At 62.6% G+C, this 21,395-nt stretch carries 14 protein-coding genes; 9 read left to right on the top strand and 5 right to left on the bottom strand.

All coding sequences use genetic code 11. The features are described 5' to 3' along the window. Positions 1 to 224 precede the first annotated feature (224 nt). Both IF103_RS08680 and gloB read right to left on the bottom strand, forming a co-directional pair. A complete protein-coding gene (locus IF103_RS08680) occupies positions 225 to 1,652 on the bottom strand; it encodes a transglycosylase SLT domain-containing protein (protein ID WP_202676027.1) in 1,428 nt (475 codons plus the stop codon). Positions 1,653 to 1,752: 100 nt separating this feature from the next. After that, the gene (gene gloB, locus IF103_RS08685) at positions 1,753 to 2,532 is read right to left on the bottom strand and encodes a hydroxyacylglutathione hydrolase (protein ID WP_023379738.1); all 780 of its coding nucleotides are present in this window, start codon (positions 2,530 to 2,532) and stop codon (positions 1,753 to 1,755) included. An 83-nt stretch (positions 2,533 to 2,615) separates the two neighbouring features. On the opposite strand from gloB, the gene IF103_RS08690 reads away from it, so the two are divergent. The 4 genes from IF103_RS08690 to IF103_RS08705 all read left to right on the top strand — a co-directional run bounded on the left by IF103_RS08690 (position 2,616) and on the right by IF103_RS08705 (position 7,033). Next, on the top strand, positions 2,616 to 3,374 hold the full coding sequence (locus IF103_RS08690) for a class I SAM-dependent methyltransferase (RefSeq protein ID WP_023379740.1): 759 nt from the start codon (positions 2,616 to 2,618) through the stop codon (positions 3,372 to 3,374). Between the two features lie 44 nt (positions 3,375 to 3,418). After that, entirely contained in the window at positions 3,419 to 3,865 is a 447-nt protein-coding gene (gene rnhA, locus IF103_RS08695; RefSeq protein ID WP_023379742.1) for a ribonuclease HI, read from the top strand. A 51-nt stretch (positions 3,866 to 3,916) separates the two neighbouring features. Continuing rightward, complete coding sequence (gene dnaQ, locus IF103_RS08700; protein WP_202676028.1) at positions 3,917 to 4,675, top strand: DNA polymerase III subunit epsilon; 759 nt, start codon at positions 3,917 to 3,919, stop codon at positions 4,673 to 4,675. A gap of 108 nt (positions 4,676 to 4,783) precedes the next feature. After that, positions 4,784 to 7,033 (top strand): Orn/Lys/Arg family decarboxylase, encoded by a 2,250-nt coding sequence (locus IF103_RS08705; RefSeq protein ID WP_023379745.1) that lies wholly within the window; start codon positions 4,784 to 4,786, stop codon positions 7,031 to 7,033. Here IF103_RS08705 and IF103_RS08710 read toward each other — a convergent pair. Continuing rightward, a complete protein-coding gene (locus IF103_RS08710) occupies positions 7,017 to 7,235 on the bottom strand; it encodes a hypothetical protein (protein ID WP_023379747.1) in 219 nt (72 codons plus the stop codon). The two genes, IF103_RS08705 and IF103_RS08710, sit on opposite strands and share 17 nt — an antisense overlap. 157 nt (positions 7,236 to 7,392) lie before the next feature. On the opposite strand from IF103_RS08710, the gene IF103_RS08715 reads away from it, so the two are divergent. Next, positions 7,393 to 7,950, top strand: coding sequence for an NADPH-dependent FMN reductase (locus tag IF103_RS08715; RefSeq protein ID WP_023379749.1), 558 nt, complete (start codon positions 7,393 to 7,395; stop codon positions 7,948 to 7,950). Between the two features lie 48 nt (positions 7,951 to 7,998). Here the strand turns inward: IF103_RS08715 and phnX are convergent, their stop codons facing one another. Both phnX and IF103_RS08725 read right to left on the bottom strand, forming a co-directional pair. Next, positions 7,999 to 8,826, bottom strand: a complete 828-nt coding sequence (gene phnX, locus IF103_RS08720; protein ID WP_023379750.1) for a phosphonoacetaldehyde hydrolase — start codon at positions 8,824 to 8,826, stop codon at positions 7,999 to 8,001. Between the two features lie 38 nt (positions 8,827 to 8,864). After that, positions 8,865 to 9,971, bottom strand: a complete 1,107-nt coding sequence (locus tag IF103_RS08725) for a 2-aminoethylphosphonate--pyruvate transaminase (RefSeq protein ID WP_023379751.1) — start codon at positions 9,969 to 9,971, stop codon at positions 8,865 to 8,867. Between the two features lie 134 nt (positions 9,972 to 10,105). Between IF103_RS08725 and IF103_RS08730 the strand changes: the two genes are divergently transcribed. The 4 genes from IF103_RS08730 to IF103_RS08745 all read left to right on the top strand — a co-directional run bounded on the left by IF103_RS08730 (position 10,106) and on the right by IF103_RS08745 (position 21,300). After that, on the top strand, positions 10,106 to 10,966 hold the full coding sequence (locus IF103_RS08730; RefSeq protein ID WP_027907629.1) for a LysR substrate-binding domain-containing protein: 861 nt from the start codon (positions 10,106 to 10,108) through the stop codon (positions 10,964 to 10,966). Continuing rightward, positions 10,963 to 11,985, top strand: a complete 1,023-nt coding sequence (locus IF103_RS08735) for an AraC family transcriptional regulator (RefSeq protein ID WP_023379753.1) — start codon at positions 10,963 to 10,965, stop codon at positions 11,983 to 11,985. Before IF103_RS08730 ends, IF103_RS08735 begins: the two co-directional genes overlap by 4 nt. A 97-nt stretch (positions 11,986 to 12,082) precedes the next feature. Beyond that, the gene (locus IF103_RS08740; protein ID WP_202676029.1) at positions 12,083 to 16,600 is read left to right on the top strand and encodes an NEL-type E3 ubiquitin ligase domain-containing protein; all 4,518 of its coding nucleotides are present in this window, start codon (positions 12,083 to 12,085) and stop codon (positions 16,598 to 16,600) included. A 152-nt stretch (positions 16,601 to 16,752) separates the two neighbouring features. Beyond that, entirely contained in the window at positions 16,753 to 21,300 is a 4,548-nt protein-coding gene (locus tag IF103_RS08745) for an NEL-type E3 ubiquitin ligase domain-containing protein (protein WP_202676030.1), read from the top strand. The last annotated feature ends 95 nt before the right edge of the window (positions 21,301 to 21,395 follow it).

Below are 21,395 nucleotides of genomic sequence, written 5' to 3' on the forward strand. Positions count from 1 at the left end.
CGTTGGGCTTTGGTCGGGCTACAGTAACAGCTTGGCGGGGTTGGAAAAAGGGTGTCTCGGAAGGCCTGTTCGGCTCCCGCCGATTGCCCGCCAATTCATCGAGTCAGCGTTTATCGGTAGGCGCCGACTTGCCGGCGATCACCGGCGAAGCCGGTGCCATGCACCGCGTCGCGTGCCGCACGGGTTAACCCGCGCCCACAAGCTGCCAAGCAACCCGATGCACATCAGTGCGACAGGTAAACCGTCAGGGTCTGCCCTGGCTTGAGGGCATGCCCGCTGCGCGGGTTCCACCGCTTGAGGTGTTTCATCTCGACGTTGAAACGTTTGGCCACCAGGTACAGCGAATCACCTTTGCGCACCTTGTATTGGGTGGAACGCTTCTGCGACGACGCTACACGGTTGCCCGCCGCGCTGGGCGCGTTGCCACCACGCAGGGCCAGTACCTGGCCTGCACGCAGGCGATTGCCCTGGAGTTTGTTCCAGCGCTGGATATCCTTCACTGAAACACGGTTGGCCTTGGCGATGCTGGCCAGGTTGTCGCCACGCTTGACCCGGTAGCTGCGCGCCGCAGGAGCCTTGGCCTCGGCGACCGCAGCCTCGAACACGGCCTTGCGCGGCTGCAGGCTGACCAGTTGTTCTGGCTTGAGGTTGTTCAGGCTGTCGGACAGCAGTTGCGCTTTGGCCGTTGGCACTAGCAGTTGCTTGGGGCCATCGACGGTCATGCGCTTCTTGAACGCCGGGTTTAGCTGGATCAGTTCGTCTTCGTCGATGTTGGCAAAGGCGGCCACCCGTGACAGGTCGAGGCGATCGTTGATCGCCACGGCTTCGAAATAGGGTTCGTTGGCGATGGGGTTCAGGTTCACGCCATAGGCCTCCGGCGTCATCACCACCTGCGACAGGGCCAGTAGCTTGGGCACGTAGTCGCGGGTTTCCTGTGGCAGCGGCAGGTTCCAGTAGTCGGTGGGCAGGCCAAGCCTCTCGTTCCGCTCGATAGCCCGGCTGACCGTGCCTTCTCCCGCATTGTAGGCGGCAAGGGCCAGCAGCCAGTCACCGTTGAACATGTCGTGCAGGCGGGTCAGGTAGTCCAGTGCAGCGTTGGTGGACGCGGTGATGTCGCGGCGGCCATCGTAGAAGTTGGTCTGGCGCAGGTTGAAGTGGCGACCGGTGGACGGGATGAACTGCCACAGGCCGACGGCATGGGCGCGGGAGTAGGCCATCGGGTTGTAGGCACTTTCGATGGCAGGCAGCAGCGCCAGCTCCAGCGGCATGTCGCGTTCTTCGAGCCGCTCGACGATGTAGTGCAGGTACAGGCTGCCTCGCTCGCCAGCGCTTTCGAGGAAGGTCGGGTTGCTGGCGAACCACAGGCGCTGCTGCTCGATGCGCGGGTTGACGTCGATGTTGTCCTGCAGGGCGAAGCCCTGGCGCATGCGCTCCCACACATCCTGGGGTGCCTGGTCGGCAGGCTTGACCGCCAGTGGCGAAGGCTTGTGCTTGATCCGAGCCTGGTAGTTGTGCGCGCGAACGCTGTCGGATTCGTCGAGCTGACGGGTGCTCTGGCAACCCACCAAGGTGGCGGCCAGGGCCAGCGCACTGATTTTGGCCAGGCGCGTCAGGGCGACGGAATGAGAGGTTCTGCGGCTACGGGAAGACATCGGCTGGGACAGGTTTCCGGGCGAAAAATTTCGGCGATTCTAGAAACCGGTCCCTCCCGGGTCAACCGTTGACCACGGTTTGCGATATATCTTGAGGTTATCAGAAGGTGTCCTTCCAAGACCTCAAGGCAGCAAAAACAGTGACCTGCGTGGGGTTTGAATGTCCCTTCCATTCGTCTGCTTTTTGTTTAACTAATGTTTCAGCGGTACGCAGGAAGGGGTTGGTGAGCCGCTCCAGGCCGATAGTTGATGGCAAGGTGATGCGATTGTCGGCGCGCAGCCGGGTAACGTCCTCGAAACGCTGCAGAACGTGCGGGTTGGAGGGCTCCACGGCCCTGGCGAAACGCAGGTTGCTCAGGGTGTACTCGTGGGCGCAGTAGACCTCGGTACGCTCGGGCAAGGCCGCCAGGCGGGCGAGGGCCGGTTGCATCTGTTCTGGGGTCCCTTCGAACATGCGGCCGCAGCCGGCGGCGAACAGTGTGTCGCCACTGAACAGCAGCGGGGTTGACGGTTGGTCGCTGAAGTAGGCGATATGCCCGAGGGTATGGCCGGGCACGGCCAGCACCTGGAAGGTCACGCCCAGTACGGTCAGCTGGTCGCCCTCGTCCAGCGCCAGGTCGCGGCACGGAATACGCTCGTGGGCCGGGCCGCAGACACGGGCGTCGGTCAGGCGCTTGAGCCGCTCGACACCGCCAACGTGGTCGTTATGGTGATGGGTGACCAGGATGTCTTCCAGCACCCAGCCTGGGTGACTGGTCAGCCAGGCCTCCACTGGGCCGGCGTCACCAGGATCGACCACCGCGCAACGGCGTTTGGCAGTATCCTGTAACAACCAGATGTAGTTGTCGGAGAAAGCGGGGAGAGCATCGATCTGTATCATGGTGCGGATCCGAATCGCCAAGCGGCACATGAAGGCATCTTAGCCGCGATGGCGCGGTGCGAGAACCTTCGAGGGAGAGCGCAATGACCGACCAAGCCTTTGCCCAGGCCGACCCGGACTGGGTCGAGCTGATCAGCCTGGCCCGTGACTGGTTCAACGGGCCACTCGGGCGACTGATGCTCGAGGAAGAGGACAAACTGCTCGAAGAAGAACTGGGGCGCTTTTTTGGCGGCTTCCTGGTGCACTACGGCCCCTGCGCCGATGCGCCCCCCAGTGCGCCGCAGGTTCAGCGCAACGTTCGCCTCGGCGCGCCGCTGCCGGGTGTGGAGATCGTCTGCGAAGAACAGGCCTGGCCGCTCGGCGAGCACGCCGCCGACGTGGTGGTGCTGCAACATGGCCTGGATTTCTGCCTGTCGCCCCACGGGCTGCTGCGCGAGGCAGCCAGCGCCGTGCGCCCCGGCGGGCACCTGCTGATCGTCGGTATCAACCCCTGGAGCAGTTGGGGCGTGCGTCATCTCTTCAGCCATGGCGCCCTGCGCAAGGCCCGCTGCATCTCGCCGTCGCGAGTGGGCGACTGGCTCAACCTGCTGGGTTTCGCGCTGGAGAAACGCCGCTTCGGGTGCTATCGTCCGCCGCTTGCCTCGCCCGCCTGGCAGCAACGCCTGGCAGGCTGGGAACGGGTGGCCGGGGGCTGGCAGAGCGCCGGTGGCGGGGTGTACCTGCTGGTGGCGCGCAAGATGGTGGTTGGCCTGCGGCCGCTGCGTCAGCAACGCCGCGAACCCATGGGCAAGTTGCTGCCACTGCCGATGGCCAAGGTCAACCGCGAGCGCAACGAGCCCTGACAGGCCCCGCGTGGCCGACACACTGCATTTTAAACGAGTGGTACATGAGCGATAGCGTCGAAATCTACACCGATGGTGCCTGCAAGGGTAATCCTGGCCCTGGTGGCTGGGGCGTCCTGATGATCTACAAGGGCGTCGAGAAAGAGCTGTGGGGCGGCGAGCGCGAAACCACCAACAACCGTATGGAACTGATGGCCGCGATCCAGGGGCTGATGGCGCTCAAGCGCGAATGCGAGGTGGTGCTGACCACCGACTCGCAGTACGTCATGAAGGGTATCAACGAGTGGATGGTCAACTGGAAGAAACGGGGCTGGAAGACAGCTTCCAAGGAACCGGTGAAAAACGCCGACCTTTGGCAGCAGCTCGATGAGCAAGTCAATCGTCACAAGGTGACCTGGAAGTGGGTGCGCGGTCACATCGGCCACCCCGGCAACGAGCGTGCCGACCAATTGGCCAACCGCGGCGTCGACGAAGTGCGCACCCAGGGTTGAGCTGGGGTACAATCCGCCCCTTTGTCATAGATGCAAGTTGGAGCCCTCCGCGTGGAGCAGCAGCAAGATACCAGGCTGGTCATTCTCGATACCGAAACCACCGGCATGCCGGTGAGCGAAGGCCATCGAATCATCGAGATCGGCTGTGTCGAGGTCATCGGCCGGCGCCTGACCGGGCGCCACTTCCACGTCTATCTGCAACCTGATCGCGAGAGTGACGAGGGCGCCATTGGCGTTCACGGTATCACCGATGCCTTCCTCGTCGACAAGCCGCGTTTTGCCGATGTGGCCGAGGAGTTCTTCGAGTTCATCCAGGGCGCCACGCTGGTCATCCACAACGCGGCGTTCGACGTAGGCTTCATCAACAACGAATTCGCCTTGCTCGGGCAGCACGACCGCGCTGATATCTCCCAGCACTGCACCATCCTTGACACCCTGTTGCTGGCCCGTGCCCGTCATCCAGGGCAGCGCAACAGCCTCGATGCGTTGTGCAAACGCTACGACATCGACAACTCAGGCCGTGAATTGCACGGCGCCTTGCTCGACTCGGAACTGCTGGCTGACGTCTACCTGGCGATGACGGGTGGCCAAACCAGCCTGTCACTGGCAGGCCATGGTGGCGATAACGATCAGCAGGGGCAGGGCGGTGCTGGCAGCGAGATTCGCCGCATTACCGGGCGCGCGCCGGGGCGGGTGATCATGGCCACTGCCGAGGAACTGGAAGCCCATGCCGAGCGGTTGGCGGCAATCGCCAAGTCGGCGGGCGGGCCGGCGATGTGGCAGGTATTGACGGAAACGCCTGCCGGGTAATTCGCTGACCGTACCGGGCTGATTGCCGGCAAGCCGGCGCCTGCAGGGGCTGCCCAGATCCTCAACTACCCTGAACAGCATGACCTGTTCGAAAGGGGGTAGTAGCTGATGTACAAGGACCTCAAGTTCCCCATTCTCATTGTCCACCGGGCAATCAAGGCCGACAGTGTTGCCGGGGAGCGTATACGCGGTATAGCCGAGGAGCTGAGCCAGGACGGTTTCGCCATCCTCGCCGCGGCCGACCATGCCGAGGCCCGTCTGGTTGCCGCCACTCACCACGGACTGGCGTGCATGCTGGTCGCCGCCGAAGGTGTCGGCGAGAATACCCACCTGCTGCAGAACATGGCCGAGTTGATTCGCCTGGCACGCCTGCGTGCCCCGGACCTGCCTATTTTCGCCCTGGGCGAGCAGGTCACGTTGGAGAATGCGCCCGCCGAGGCCATGGGCGAGCTCAACCAACTGCGCGGCATCCTCTACCTGTTCGAAGACACCGTGCCATTCCTGGCACGGCAAGTGGCCCGAGCCGCTCATAATTATCTCGATGGCTTGCTGCCGCCATTCTTCAAAGCCTTGGTCCAGCATACCGCGCAATCGAACTATTCCTGGCACACCCCCGGTCATGGCGGTGGCGTGGCCTACCGCAAAACCCCCGTAGGCTTGGCGTTTCATCAGTTCTTCGGGGAAAACACCCTGCGTTCCGACCTCTCGGTTTCAGTGCCCGAGCTCGGCTCGCTGCTCGATCACACCGGCCCACTGGCAGCTGCGGAGGCCCGCGCCGCCCGCAACTTCGGTGCCGACCACACGTTCTTCGTGATCAATGGTACCTCGACGGCCAACAAGATCGTCTGGCATGCCATGGTTGGCCGTGACGACCTGGTACTGGTAGACCGCAACTGCCACAAGTCGGTAGTGCATGCGATCATCATGACCGGGGCCATCCCCATCTACCTGTGCCCGGAGCGCAACGAGCTGGGCATCATCGGCCCGATCCCGCTCAGTGAGTTCAGTGCCGAGGCCATCCGGGCGAAAATCCAGGCCAACCCTCTTGCGCGCGACCGTGGAGCCCGGATCAAGCTGGCGGTGGTGACCAACTCTACCTACGACGGGCTGTGCTACCACGCCGGGTTGATCAAACAGGCGCTGGGTGCCAGCGTCGAGGTGTTGCATTTCGATGAAGCCTGGTTCGCTTATGCGGCATTTCATGAGTTCTTCGACAATCGCTACGCCATGGGCACTGTCTGTGAGGCGGACAGCCCGCTGGTGTTCAGCACTCACTCGACCCACAAACTGCTCGCCGCCTTCAGCCAGGCATCGATGATCCACGTGCAGGATGGCGCGCAGCGCCAGCTGGACCGCGACCGCTTCAACGAAGCGTTCATGATGCATATTTCCACGTCCCCGCAATACAGCATCCTGGCTTCGCTGGACGTGGCATCGACCATGATGGAGGGCCCCGCCGGACGTTCACTGTTGCAGGAAATGTTCGACGAGGCCCTGAGTTTTCGCCGGGCCCTGGCCAATTTGCGTGAACACATCGCAGCGGATGATTGGTGGTTCAGTATCTGGCAGCCGACGACCGCCGAGGGCATCCACCGCCTGGCGGTACAGGATTGGTTGCTGCAGCCGGGCGCCCAGTGGCATGGTTTTGGTGAAGTGGCGGACGACTATGTGCTGCTGGACCCGCTCAAGGTCACGCTGGTCATGCCAGGGCTCGATGCCGGCGGCGTGCTGGGCGAGCATGGTATTCCCGCAGCGGTGGTCAGCAAGTTCCTCTGGGAGCGGGGGCTGGTGGTGGAGAAGACGGGGTTGTACAGCTTCCTGGTGCTGTTCTCCATGGGGATCACCAAAGGCAAATGGAGCACCTTGCTCACCGAATTGCTCGAGTTCAAACGCCATTACGACGGCAACACGGCATTGAGCGCTTGCCTGCCCAGTGTCGTGGCGGTGGCACCTGTGCGGTACCAGGGCATGGGCCTGAGGGACCTGTGCAACCAACTGCACGATTGCTACCGCGCCAATGCTACCGCCAAGCAGTTCAAGCGTTTGTTCACACGCTTGCCCGAGGTGGTGATGAGCCCGGCCCAGGCCTATGACCGCATGGTGCGCGGCGAGGTGGAAGCGGTGCCGATCGAGGCGCTGCTGGGGCGGGTCGCGGCGGTGATGCTGGTGCCGTATCCGCCGGGTATCGCCCTGATCATGCCGGGCGAACGCTTTACCGAAACCACCCGCTCGATTCTCGATTACCTGGTGTTCGCCCGCGCTTTCGACAGCGGCTTTCCTGGCTTCGTCGCCGATGTGCATGGGCTGCAGCACGAGAACGGCATCTACACGGTGGACTGCATCAAGGAATGCGAATGATCTCGACGCCAGTGCGCGCCAGTTCGAAGCGGTCTTCGCCCAGGTGGTTGACCCGGTCGCCGATGGCCAGGCGATAAGTGGTGATCGGTGCGCCCAGGGTGGTGCCGTCGACCTGGAGCGTGGACTCCTGGAATTCATGCACGGGATAGATACGGCCTTCGGCGTCACGGGCGTGGAACTGACCGACCATTACTGCTGCCATTTGGGTGAAAACCTCTGAATTGCCTGGGAAATGTCTGCAGGCATAGACCGCTCGGGCCCGCAGTAAGTTTTAGCGGCCAAGAAAAAAAACCATGGAACCGAGGAACGGTCATCTATAACTACAACGTCCCATTCCCCAGCAAAGGTTGGAAATCGCCATGAGCCAGGTGTATTCGGTAGCGGTCGTCGTCGGCAGCTTGCGCAAGGATTCGTACAATCGCAAGGTGGCCAGGGCACTTTCGGAGCTGGCGCCGTCCAGCCTTGCCCTGAGGATCGTCGAAATCGCTGACTTGCCGCTGTACAACGAGGATGTCGAGGCCACGGCGCCTGACTCCTGGAAACACTTTCGTGACGAAATTCGTCGCAGCGATGCCGTGCTGTTCGTTACCCCGGAGTACAACCGGTCGGTGCCTGGCTGCCTGAAAAATGCCATCGACGTGGGATCCAGGCCTTACGGGCAAAGCGCATGGGCGGGCAAGCCAACGGCGGTGGTGAGTGTCTCGCCGGGGGCCATCGGTGGCTTCGGTGCCAACCACGCCGTGCGTCAGTCGCTGGTGTTTCTCGACATGCCGTGCATGCAGATGCCAGAAGCCTATATCGGTGGGGCGGCGAGCCTGTTCGATGAAGCCGGCAAGCTCAGTGACAAGACCCGGCCGTTCCTGCAGGGGTTCATCGACAAGTTCGCCTCGTGGGTGAAGTTGAATCGCGCTGTGTAAAGCGGGTCGGACCCCTGTCGTCACGCCGATAGGGGTCGCAACAGCCAGTCAGGAGGCCTGCGGCATTTCACCCTTGGCCAAGCGGCGGTTGATATCGGCAACTACCTCCGGCAGATCGTTGATGGTGTCGATCAGGTAGTGCGGGCGCGACCCTGCGAACATCGAGCGAATACGCTGGCGCTCGCGCTCCAGCTTTTCCACGCTCAATGACTGGTAGCCTTCCCAGGTCAGGCCCAGGGCATTGCCCGAGCACACCAGTGCCACGGTCCACATGCCGGCACGACGGCCTTCGAGAATGCCGGGTACGGTGTCGTCGACCTTGACGCAGGCCGCTACATCGTCGATGCCCAGGGCGATCACGTTGGCCAGTGCCTGGGCCGGCCAAGGACGCCCGTTGGGCGTTTCATCGGTGGCGACGACATGGTCGGCGACATAACCGTTCTGCGCAGCCAGCTCCACCACCTTGTCCATCACCACTTTCGGATAGCCCGAGCAGGAGCCGATCTTCAGGCCATCCTTGCGTAACCCGGTGAGGGTGTCCAGAGCGCCGGGGATCAATGCCGAGTGCACGGCAATCTTCTCGATCTGCAGTGGCATGAAGCGTTCATAGATGGCCGTGACGTCATCGTCGGTGGGCGTGCGGCCAAACACTTTGCGATAGCGCTCGGCGATTTCCGGGACATCGCACAGAGTGCGAATGTGGTCCCACTTGCCCATGCCCATCGGGCCTCGGGCTTCCTCGATGGACACTTGGACGTCGAATTCGGCGAAGGCTTCGACGAAGATCTGGGTCGGGGCGAAGGAGCCGAAGTCGACCACGGTGCCGGCCCAGTCGAGGATGGCGGCTTGCAGCTGGGTGGGGTTGCTGTAGTTCATGTGCGCGAGTTCCTGGGAGTTCGAGGTGATTGGGCGGGTCAGATGTCCAGCACTTCCATTTCCCGCAGCACGTGGGCCACGGCATTGACAGCGGCCTGCATACCGTCTGCTCCGACCACGCCGATGCAGCCGACGCGGAAGGTTTCGACCTGGGTCAGCTTGCCTGGGTAGAGGATGAAACCCTTGGCCTTGACCCGTTCATAGAAGTCCTTGAACTGGTAGCGGGCGTCGTTCGGTGCATGGAAGGTGACGATGATTGGCGCCTGGATCTCGGCCGGAAGGAAACTGCGCAGGCCGATGGCTGCCATGCCATCGAGCAGGGTCTTGCAGTTGTCAGCGTAACGTTGGTGGCGTGCTGGCAGGCCGCCTTCTTCGTTGTACTGCAACAGGGCCTCGTGCAAGGCAGCGACCACATGGGTCGGCGGGGTGAAGCGCCATTGGCCGGTCTTGGCCATGTACTGGTGTTGATCGTGCAAGTCCATGGCCAGGGAATGGGCATTGCCTTCGGCGGCGGCCAGGGCATTTTTCTCGGCGAACACGAAGCCCATGCCCGGTACCCCTTCAAGGCACTTGCCCGAGGCGGCGATCAGGGCTTCGAACGGGATCTTGCGGGCATCGATCGGCAGTGCGCCGAACGAGCTCATGGCATCGATGATCAGGCGTTTGCCGTGGCGCTTGATGACCTGGGCAATCTCCGGCAGCGGGTTGAGGATACCGGTGCTGGTTTCACAGTGGATCAACGCGACGTGTGTCACGGTGGGGTCGGCGGCCAGCAGGCGGTCGACGTCGGCGGCGGTGGTCGGCTGGTCCTCGGCGGTCTCGAAAGTGCTGTAGGTGCGGCCCAGTACCTTGCAGATCTTGGCCAGGCGCTGGCCGTAGGCGCCATTGATCAGCACCAGCACCTTGCCGTCGCGGGGCACCAGGGTGCCGATGGCGGCTTCGACAGCGAAGGTGCCGCTGCCTTGCAGGGGAACGCAGTGGTGGCTGGCGCTGCCATCGATGATCGCCAGCAATTGCTCGCAGACGCTGGCGGTGAGTTGGTTGAAGTCGCGGTCCCAGGAGCCCCAATCCACCAGCATGGCTTGGCGGGTGCGGAGCGATGTGGTCAGTGGGCCGGGGGTCAGCAGAATCGGGGCATTGCTCATTCCGTGGTTCCTCACAAGCTGCGGGTGGTCCGCCAACAGAGGTGGCGCTGAAACTACGGGTGCTAGGTTGCAATTCGCCCTTTTATCAATCAAATTGTTTGTTGTTATGCCAGTCATAAGTCAGGCCGATAGATATGAACCTGTTCCAGTTACGTGCATTCGACGCGGTTGCCCGTGAAGGCAGTTTCACCCGTGCCGCGGCGCGTCTGTTCATCAGCCAGCCAGCGGTGACCGGGCACATCAAGGCGTTGGAGGAGCACTACCAGATCACGCTGTTGCGGCGCACGGCGCGGCGGGTCGAACTGACCGAGGAGGGTACGCGCCTGGCAGCCATCACCCGGGCCATGTTCAGCCTGGCAGAAGAAGCACAGGTGATGCTGGAGGCCAATCGGCAACTGCTGACCGGGCGCCTGGAAGTCGCTGCCGACGGTCCGCACCGGGTGATGCCCATGCTGGCGCAGTTGCGCGCGCGTTACCCTGGTATCACGGTCAACCTGCGCCTGGGCAATGCCCAGGAAACCCTGGCGGCGCTGTTGTCCGAGCATGCCGATGTGGCCGTGCTGACCGAAGTCGAGGCGCGCAATGGCCTGTACTTGCAGGGCCTGGGTGATTCACGGATTTGTGCGCTGTTGCCAGTGGGCCACCCTTGGGCGCATGCCTCGGGTGAGCTGGCGCTGGCCGATCTGGACAAGCAGATCATGGTGCTGCGTGAACCCAGCTCGATCACCCGGCGCACGTTTGACCAGGCGTGTGCGGCAGCCAAGGTGCAACCCCGGGTGCTGCTGGAACTGGACAGTCGTGAGGCGGTGACAGAGGCCGTCGCGGCCGAGCTGGGTATCGGTATTGTCTCATCGGTGGAGGTGGCCCACGATCCTCGGGTGGTGGCTCGGCCCATAGCTGGCGACGGTCTGGTCAACCGGCACATGGTCGGCTGCCTGGAGCGCCGCCGCGAGTTACGTTTGATCAAGGCATTCCTGGGGTTGGATGGGCAATGAGCGAAAAAGACACGATCTCCATGCAACTGGTACGTGAGGCTTTGTTGCAGACATGCCCCGCTGGGTCACCTGACGTGGGCCTGCTGCTTCGCGCCGGCATCGAGCCGGAACAACTGGAGCTGGCGCAGGCGAGGGTGTCTGCCGACGCCTATGCCAAGCTGTGGCGGCTGCTTGCCCGACGTTGCAACGATGAGTTCTTCGCCATGGACCCCCGTGGTTTGCCGATGGGCAGCCTTGCCTTTCTGACCCGCGCAGCCATGGCTCAGCAGAGCCTCGGTGCCGGGCTTGAAATTGCCTTGGGCTTTCTGTCGTTGATGCTGCAGGATCTGCAACCGAGCCTGGTACGCCAGCAGAGCCTGGCCGAAATCGTCGTCAACGAGCCCCGTGACCTGCCACGGCGCGCGTTCACCTATTTCACCTTCTGGATGATCGTGCACGGTGTGGCCTGCTGGCTGGCGGGGCGGCGGATTCCGATCCTGGCTATCGACCTGCGCTGTGCCGAGCCACCGTTCTGCGACGACTACCGGGTGATGTTTTCCGAGAACCTGCAATTCGACCGTCCGCGTACCCGCATGATCATCGCCGCCGACTGCCTGGACCTGCCGCTTAGGCGCACGCCCCAGGAGCTGCAGCGCTTTCTTGCCGAAGCGCCGGGCAACATTCTGGTCAAGTACCGCGATCCGGCCAGCCTGGCCAGGCGCATCCGCAGCGATTTGCTGAAGATCGACCCGGCACATTGGCCGGATGCCGACAGCCTGGCGCGTGGCTTGTGCTTGTCCAGCGCAACCCTGCGCCGGCGCCTGGCGGAGGAGGGGCAGACCTACCAACGCCTCAAGGACAGCGCACGACGCGAGCTGGCGATTGCCTGGTTGGCCCAGGTCGAGCCGGGCCTGGGCGATATCGCCGAACGGCTGGGGTTTGCCGACAGCAGCTCGTTCTACAAGGCCTTCCGTAAATGGTTCGGCTGCAACCCAGGTCACTATCGGGCGCTGATCCAAGCCCGAGACGGGAGCGAATGAATCAACCTCTGCCGTGCGTGTCGAAGCGTTTCCAGCTGCAGCTGAGAGTGGGTTAGGTACAAGCATATGGCCCCTTTCTGCCCAGATCGGAGCCACCATGACGCTTATCCCTCCTTCCCAGCAAGCCTCTTCCGTACAAGCAAGGCTTTCGACCGCTACCGATGACTTCATCCAGGCCCAGTTACCGGACTGGCTGAGGCGAGCCTCGCGCGGGCAGATCAGGAAACTGCGCGATAGCTTCAAAAGGCACCAGGCCAGCCAAGATCGGTTGCGAGCAGCGACCCATGAACTGCTTCCGTTGCAGCAGTTTGCCGAGCGACAGTTCCAGGCCCTGCTAGGCGATGCACTGCCTCCAGGCACACAGGTGTCCGATCTGCACTGGGTCACGGTTTCTCCCGATTTTGCGGGGCAGCTGGCGTGGCCCGACTTTGTCTACAAACCCAAGTACACCCATTCGCCCGCACTATCGAAGCTGATGCAGGGATTTGCCGCGGACAGTCGCTTCTACGTGGGCAGTGGCTTGGTCCTGGAAGGTGCCAATGATGTGCTGGTGGCCGCCGACGACGCGTTCACCGAGCGATGCCGGACGTTGGACGCGGGCAAGCTATACCAGGACCAGGTCGAACAGGTGTATGGCGGGCAGAATCTGAATCTGCTGGCCGAAGACAAGCGCAGTGGATTCATCCTCGCCATCGAAATCGCCGCGCTGCGGGGGGAAATATCCGCGTTGGAGCAAATCGCCCTACGTGACATCGCAACGCACATTCCGCACACGGTCGGGCAACCGGTTCCACACAGTGTCAATCATGTCGAGCTGCTGGGGCAGACGCTTTCCAATGCACTGTTAGTCGTGCTGCGCGAGTTCGATGGTGTGATAAAAAGCGTGCTGCTTTATCTGCCTAGCGCCCCCGACCAAGCCTTGCGACGCTTCACTTCGCTGGCGCAGTTGCACGAGCAGCTGGTCAGCGAACTGCAGCGCCCGGGCTTGCGCCAGTGCCTGTCGGAGCAAGTCCACCTGGAGCATCGCGCAACCTTCCTGCAGACCCTTGATCTGCGCCTGAAGGATGCCCGACCGGACCTGCAATTGGTCAGAGGCTCGATCGTGGAGGATGCGTTCCTCACTTTGGCCAGGGCCCAGGTGCAGCAGGTCAAGGATGATGCGCGGCTATTGTTGGTGCCAACGGCTGAGGTCGATGCCGCCGCCGCTGGGCGACGGATTCAGCGTTGGGAGTCGGTGGGCATGGGGCTTGTCAACCTGGTAGGCCTGTTCAACCCGGTCGTGGGGGCGCTGCTGCTTGGACAGTTGGTGGTGCAGACCTTGTCCGACGTGTTCGAAGGCGCCGTTGATTGGTCCAAAGGCCATCAGCACGAGGCCCTGGAGCATGTGCTGAGTGTCGCAGAGGCCCTGGCCTACACGGTTGCCACGGTCGCGGGCGTGGCCGTGGTGCGCAGTGCCTTCGTGGATGCGCTTGAGCCGATTGCCCTTGATACCCATCGCAAGCGTCTCTGGTCTGGTGATTTGACGCCCTACGAAACCATGCCCGAAGACAGGCGTCTGCAGCCGGACGGCCTGTACGGCCAGGGCAAGCGCCGCTGGATGCGGGTGCAGACCCGTTACTACGAAGTGCATCGCCCCGATCCCCTGGGCCCATGGCGACTTCGCCACCCTTTGCGTGACAGCGCCTATGGTCCGGTCGTGCAACACAATGGTCAGCGCGGTTGGCGGTTGCAACAGGCTCAACCGCTCGAGTGGGACGATGGCGCGCGCATGCTGGACTGCCTGTGGCCGCAAGCGTCCCCTGTGGATGCTGAAAGGGCCAGGCAGATACTGCAGGTGGCCGGCATGGACGTGGATGAACTGCGGGGTTTGCTGGTGGAGAGCCGACCTGCACCCATCAACCTCGCCGACACGCTGCGCCGGTTCGAAGTTGACGCTCGGATCGAGGCCTTCATCGGCCACCTGAACAGTGGTGCGCTGGGGCAGGATGAAGAAGATCTGCTGGCATGGTGCACTGCTCAACATGAAGTCGCCGGTCCCGAGCAGGGGATGCGCGAGAGGTTGATCGAGCAGATGCCGCTGATGCGGTGGCGGCTGTTCGAGAGCTTTGCCTACGCGCCACGGTCGAGCTCCTCGCTGGCGCTCGTGGTGTCGCGTGATTTTCCCGGGCTTCCCAAAGGCTACATTCCGCAGGTGCTCAGCGGCATTGACAGAAGCGAGTTGGAGATAGCGCTTGTGCAGCAGCGCTTGTCGCTGGCGATGGCAAGCAAGGCGCGGTCTTTGCTGCGGGTGGCTCGGCTGACCCGTGCGCTGGAAGGTTTTTACCTTGGCAGCGCCAGCTGCGCGGAAACCGACGAGCTGGCGATTGCTTTGCTCCGCCAGCTGCCGGGAAGGCCGGCCGATCTGAACCTGGAAGTGCGCGAGGCAACGCCCACGGGGCGTCTGTTGGCCGAACTCGATCCGGCGGGTCCCAAAACGGGGCGCATCAGCCTGGTGCGCGTTGGCAGGCACTTTCAATTGTTCGATGGCCAGGGGCAGTCATGGAGACCTTCGAGAACGGCGCCGACTACCATTTTCGAAGCGATCGCGGCAGTGCTGTCGTCGGCCCAATTGCAGGCGCTGGGCCTAGGCGACGATCCAGCCGATGAGTTACGTCAGTTGCTGATCACGCGGCTTCCGAACGCCCACGACCGGTGCATCGAACTGCTCGGTTGGCCTGCCCAGCCTCGCTGGTTCAACCCAGGTCAACGGCTGCCCGATGGTCGCGTCGGCTACGTGCTGAGCGGGCGTGGCCAAGGCGCGGCGCAGGGTTCATCGAAGCAAACGTTGCTCAATGGTTTGCGCCAGCTGTTTCCCGGTCTGGACGATGACCAGCTTGAACAGGAACTGCAGCGCCTGTTGCACGGTGAAGACATGCCGTTTGCAGGCCTGGCAGCGCTGCAGGATGATCATGTGCAGTTGCAGCAGGCACTGAACAGGTGGGTCTCGGCTGAGCTGAACACGACAAGGCAGGCCAGTCGGCAACTGCTCTCGGACCGCGTGCTACGCGCCTGGCGCGGGCAAGGCGAGCAAGTGCCGGCCGCTGACGGGCAGCCGGGTGGCTTGCGTCTGGCGTTGAGTCTTGGCGAGTTGGCGAGTCTGCCTGCGTTGCCTGGGCAGGTGCAGTTCAATCATGTGACGTCCTTGGCCATCAATGACAGCTCGATCACCGCGGTGCCCGCTGACTTCCTGCACAGTTTCGTCAACGTGAACAACCTGAATCTCAGCGGCAATCGGTTATTGGCCATTCCGACCGGACTGGCCCACATGACCCAGCTGCGTACCCTGCGCCTGGCGCGTAACTTCATTCGCATGACCCTGTCGGCTTTCCAGGCGCTCGCCAGCCTGCCCCAGTTGATGCGGTTGGACCTCAGCTACAATCCCCTGGGCGTGCTCTACGTGCCTTTCGGTCAGCTTCAGCACCTGGTTCAGCTGAACGTACGGCATTGCCGGCTGAGCCTCTGGCCGGGGTACATCGAGTTGTGCCAACACTTGCAATTAGCGGACTTGCGAGACAACCAGCTGGCCGAAGTCGCTCCCGAGACGTTACAGATGCCGCAATCTTTCCGTCAGGCATTCTTGGTGGAGCGCAACCTGTTGAGCAACCGGCAGGTGATACGCCTGTACGCACTCGATACGATACCGGAAGCCCCACAGGCTGGATTGTCCCAGGACGACATCCGCGCTTTGTGGATCGGAATTTTGCCTGAATCCGCGAGGTCGGAACGAGGTTCGACATGGGACGCCGTGATGGGGGCCAGCGGCAGCGGACCATTCGCTCAGCTGATGGGTCAGTTGCAGTATGTCTCTGACTACGCTCAGGCACGCCGGTACCTGGCGACCCAGGTGTGGTCATTGCTCGAAGAACTGCAACAGCATGCTTCGCTGCGCGAGCGGATGTTCGAGTGGGTGGATGAGGTGCCTACCGTGCGCAATCGTGTCGCTGATGTGTTCACCCGCTTGCAGGTGCGCATGTTCGAAGCGCGCGCGGAACGGGCCGCGGTGCAGGGCGTGCAGGGGCGTGCGCTGATCGCACTGGGCCGTGGCCTCTATCGTTTGGACGTTATCGCCTTGCTTTCGCGCGAGGCGACGGTGCGAGTGAACGAGCAACGGGCCATCGCTCGGCGGGCAGATCCGAGTGCCACGCACCTGGCGGATGTCGATGGTCGGGATATCGACTTGCTCTATCGTGTGCGGCTCAGAGAGGCGCTGAGTTTGCCTGGGCAGCCCCAGACGATGCATGGCGATAGCCTTCCGGGAATCACCGAGGAATCGATATTCAGCGACCGGCAACGAATCGAACGGGTTGGAGGAATCGAGGAGCTGGCAGAAGACCTGAGTCAACGCCGCTTCTGGCAGTCCTACCTGGAAAATCGTCACGCCAATGACTTCCAGGTGCTGGAGTCGGCGCACCGGGCTCGCATCGGCAGGTACCACGCAGAAAATCCACAGGCAACAGCGGCCGAACGCGCGCGCGCCCTGGACGACCTTCAGATCGCGCACGATGCTGCAGTGCATCGCCATCGGGTGGCACTGACCCGTCATGAACTGAGGTCCGAAACGGCGCGACTGGGATGACACCGCAATGGCCCGGCGTTGCCTGGGCCAGGCAGTGGATGCCACCCATCGGGTGCAGCGGCGAGCGCCGCTTCGGTGGGTAGCCTTCCCGGTTCAGCCGCGCCTCGGGTGGCGGCAGTGTGAGCGGTCCATCAATCGCTGCAGTACCCACCATGATCGAAACCACCCAAGATATGCCGCGAGAACGCGCGACCGACGCTTTCATTGCACAACTCCTGCCGCAATGGCTCCGAAGCTCCACGTATGCCCAGGTGCAAATCCTGCGGACCTGCTTCGAGCACCATGTGCAGAGCCAGCACAAGGTGCAGGTCGCACTGGCAGGACTCGAACCGCTGGATACATTCGTCACCCAACGCCTGCAAGAGAAACTGCAATCGTCGTTTTCTCTGACCGTAGAGCTGGGCAAGGCGCAATGGCGTGAAGAGCGTCGAAAGCTGGTCGCCGATGCCTCAGGCCCGATACTGCACGAAGCGTATTTCGTGCGTTCGCCGGCAGTGCTGAAACTGATGCAGAACTTCAAGCAAGGCGAGTCGTTCTTCGAGCACACCGCTCTGGTGTACCCCGCCGATCCAGCGACGGGGCAGGCTGAGCGGGTGTTGACCACCGACAGCGAGCAACTGGTGGACATCTGCCGGACGCTGGATGTCGGTCGACAGTATCAGCAGCATCTCGACAGCGTGTTGGACACCGACTACCGGGCTGCACTGGCCGAGGACAAGCGCACGCAATTGAGGCTGGCCGTAGAGTTGGCGTCGCTGAAACGGCAGCTGCCCACCGATGAAGTGAACATGCTGCGGCGCTTCGCGGCTGGTCAGCCGTTGACCCACCCTCATAGCCATAGGGTGCGTGCAGGGGCGTTGGAGGTTCTTGGCTGTCGTGTGGACGGTGCATTGGCTTTCGAGTTGCAACGCCTCAACCCCGCGTTCAGGGATGTTCCGCCGTTCATCATCGAAGGTGTGATTCTGTACTTGCCTGGCGATCCTGAGTGCCCCCTGCGCGCATTCGGCAGTTGGCAGCAAGCCAGTTGGGCGCTGGGAGCCCTGTTGCGCGATGCAGCCTATCGGCAAGCTTTCGTTCAGCGGATTGCAATGGCGGACCGCGCTGCCTACCTCTCGACGCTGAACAAGCGCCTGGCAGACGATCAGACCGATGCAAGCTGTGCGTGTGGGGCAATCGATGAGCAGATATTCAAGGTGCTGGCCGAGCAGCAGTTGCAGCGAATTCGCGACAATGCGCGTTTTCTGGCAGTACCCACCGCACAGGTCGACGCCCGCGTCAGTGCCGAGCACCTGCGAACACTGGAGTCCGTCGGCATAGGCCTGGTCAGCCTGGCCGGGTTGTTCGTGCCGGTGATCGGCGCCGTGTTGGTGACCCACTGGGTGGGGCAGATTCTGTCCGAGGTTTTCGAAGGGGTCGAAGACTGGAAACAGGGCCATCAGCACGAAGCCCTGGAACACCTGCTGGGTGTGGTCGAGTCAGTGGCGATCGGCACCGCGCTGGCGGCCGGGACCACGTTGGCCGCCCGCGGCTTCCTACGCAGCGCCAACGTCGACCAGATGGTGCCCGTGCTGGATGGCGAGGGGCGGGCGCGATTATGGTCCGCAGAGATCGGCCATTACGAAGATCCGTCACCGCCGGATGACTTGCTGGAGCAGGATAATGGCCTGTTGTCCAACGCGCTGGGACAGTGGTGGTACAACGATAACAAGTATTTTCAGGTGGTTCCCGTGCCGGGGCGCAGTTCGTGGCGGTTGCGCCATCCACGGCGCGAATCGGGTTTCGGACCGGAGCTGGCGTTCAATGGAGAGCGCGGTTGGCGGCTGTCATCCGAGCGGCCGCTCGAATGGGAGGGAGCGCCCCTCTTGCTGGGGCGCCTGTGGCCACCGGCAACCCGTTTGGACCCCGAGCGTATCGGGCAGATACTGAAGGTCGCGGATGTCGACCAAGACCACCTGCGCGGCCTGTTGGTCGAGGGGCGGGCGCTCCCGGTTGCACTGCGAGACACCCTGGAACGCTTTGCCGTGGACGCCCGTGTCGACGAATTCCTCGAGCAACTGGATCGAGGGCTGAATGTTGACCCCGAGCTGTTCCAGTGGTGCGTCGAGCACTTCGGGCTCGAGGAGGGGCTGACATCGCAGGAGCAACGCGTGGCATTGATCGAAGAGGGCGCAGCGGTACACGAACAGCTGTTCGATCACTTCTCGCGCAAATACCTTGCCATGGACCCTCTGCTGGACCTGGTTTCGAGAGATTTCAAAGGGTTGCCCGATGCTTATGCGCTCGACGTACTCAGGCAGGCAACCGATACGCAGCGCCGCTGGATGCGCAGCGAACAGCGGATTCCTTTGCCCGTTGCCGAGCGGGCCCGAGCGCATTTGCAGCTGGCGCGGCTGACGCGTGCCCGCGAAGGGCTGTACCTCAAGGGCAGCTATCATCCGGACACGGTTGCGCTGGCCTTTGCGTTGTTGCGCAAGCATGCGCGCCTGTCGACGACAGTGGACATCGAACTGCGCGAAGGTTCGGATGTCGGACGCCCGCTGGCGCGGCTTCATCCGCAGAATGATCCACTGCGCATCTCCACCGTTCTGGTAAGGCAGGCCGGTGGCTTCAAATGCTACGACCTGCAAGGACGCGAACTGAGTGTCGACCAGGTCGACCCTGTCGAGATTGGCGAGGTGTTGGCCAGGTACCTCTCCCGAGACGATCTGGCGCGCCTGGGCTGGGATGGTTCCCAAGCCAGCGAACAGATCAACAATGCGCTACGAGCCTGGTTGCCGGCCGACAACAAGGCGCTTGTCGAGTTGTTGGGCGCACGGGAGATAAAACCTACGAGGAATTCACTACGGCGTCTGCCAGACGGGCGTATGGGTTATCCGCTCAACGGGCATGACGAGGCGCGGCACCCTTCGCGACGCTTGTTGCTAGAGTCCTTGGGCGCACTGTATCCGACACACAGTGCCCAAGCACTGGAGGACTATGTGGCGACCCTGCTGGAGTCGCCGCAGACTGCATATGCCGTGATGATCAGGCAGTACCAGCAGTACCTTGCCCTCGATCGGGCAATGCAGACATGGGTGATGCAGGTGCCAGCGGGGCGTCAGCGGGGGGCACGTCGTTTCGCCTCCGAGGAGCTGCGCCGCAGCTGGCGTCTCGGAGGGCCACAGGACAGCGTTTCGAGCACCACTGCACCGGCCAGTCGCCTGACCCTGGTTGGCCTGGACATCGGAGGTCTGCCCGCGCTGCCAGCCAACACCGACTTTGCGCACATCACCGACCTGGTACTGGTCGGTTTGCAACTGGAACACGTGCCGCCAAGTTTCCTGGGGTCTTTCAGCCGATTGCGTGGGTTGAACCTAAGCAACAACGCCCTGACCAGCCTGCCCGCGGGTATCGGGGGGGTGAGCCAGCTGCGCATACTGCACTTGGCGCGTAACCGGATTCGCATGACCGAAGAGGGCGCCCAGGCTTTAAGTGGCCTTACCCAATTGGACACCCTGGATTTGGGCTTCAACCGACTAGGCTCGATCAGCTTGCGCCTGGGGCAGTTGACGCGTCTGCGTGAATTGAACCTGCGCCGGAACAATCTGCACAGCGTGCCCACAGCGCTGGAGCAATGCCTGCACCTTGAGGCGGCGGACCTGCGTGACAACCAGATCGCGCAGCTCCCTGATACTTTGCTGCTTGCACCGTTGCATGTACGCCTTGCCATCAGGTTGGAAAACAACGCGCTGCCAGTCGCCGAGCGCGAGCGCTTGTACGCTGCCAACCCGGTGCAGGTAGAGCCCCCGGGACCAACGGAAGCGCCAGGCTTGGCCCGCTCGGCCTGGCTGCAGCTCGCGGACTCTGCGACGAGAACCGCAAGAAGCCTGCAATGGGATGATTTGTTGGACGAGCCCGATAGCGATGCGTTCTTCCGAGTGCTGGCAGAACTGACGCAGACCAGTGACTTTCAGCACGTACCGCAGGATCTGTCGCGCCGGGTTTGGGCGATGATCGCCGCAGCCAGCGAGAACGCCGCCCTGCGGGCTGAATTGTTCGAGCTGGCTGCCGTGCGAACTTGCGTCGACCAGGTCATCTCGTGCTTCAGCACGCTCGAAGTCCGCGTATTGCTGGCTGAGGCGATGCAATCTGCGGCGGCAGGCGGGCAGGAGCAGGCCTTGCTCGAGCTGGCTTGTGGACTGTTCAGGCTGGATCGGGTTGCGATGATCGCCGGCAAAGAGGTGGAACGGCGGGTGACCTTGGAGGTAGACCGGCTGCGTACCTCTGGGTGGCCCGAGGAGCAGTCCAGGGAGTTCGCGTTAGCGCAGGTGGACGCGATCGAGATCAGTCTAGCCTATCGCGTAGGCCTGGCTCGCACATTGAATCTTCCAGGACAACCGAAAACCATGCAGTTCGAGCAGTTGGCCGGGGTCAGCCCGATGCAGCTCAGCAATGCCGCAGCCGAAGTGCGCTGGGCATCGGCGACCGATGCGCTGTTGAATGATATTAGCCAGCGGGATTTCTGGATCGCGCACCTGGAACGTCAATACGCCACCGAGTTCCAGCAGGTCAAACAGCCGTTCTGGGAGCAACTGGAGGAGGAGGGCACCGAGGACGCCGAGCGTGTCGCGCACATCCAGCGAGCGTTCGACGACGCCGTTCATCGATTGGTCCTGCGCTTGAGCGCCGAGGCGTTGAGCGTGCAGGATCCAGCCAACTGAAATCCTGCTGGAAACGGCCAAACCGCTCATCCCGATTGAGCGGTTTGGCCATTGCCGAGTGACGTCGGCAGCGACAACATCGTTAGACCCATGGT

It is taken from the genome of Pseudomonas sp. SK2, from assembly GCF_016772395.1.
GTDB classification, from domain to species: Bacteria; Pseudomonadota; Gammaproteobacteria; order Pseudomonadales; family Pseudomonadaceae; genus Aquipseudomonas; species Aquipseudomonas taiwanensis.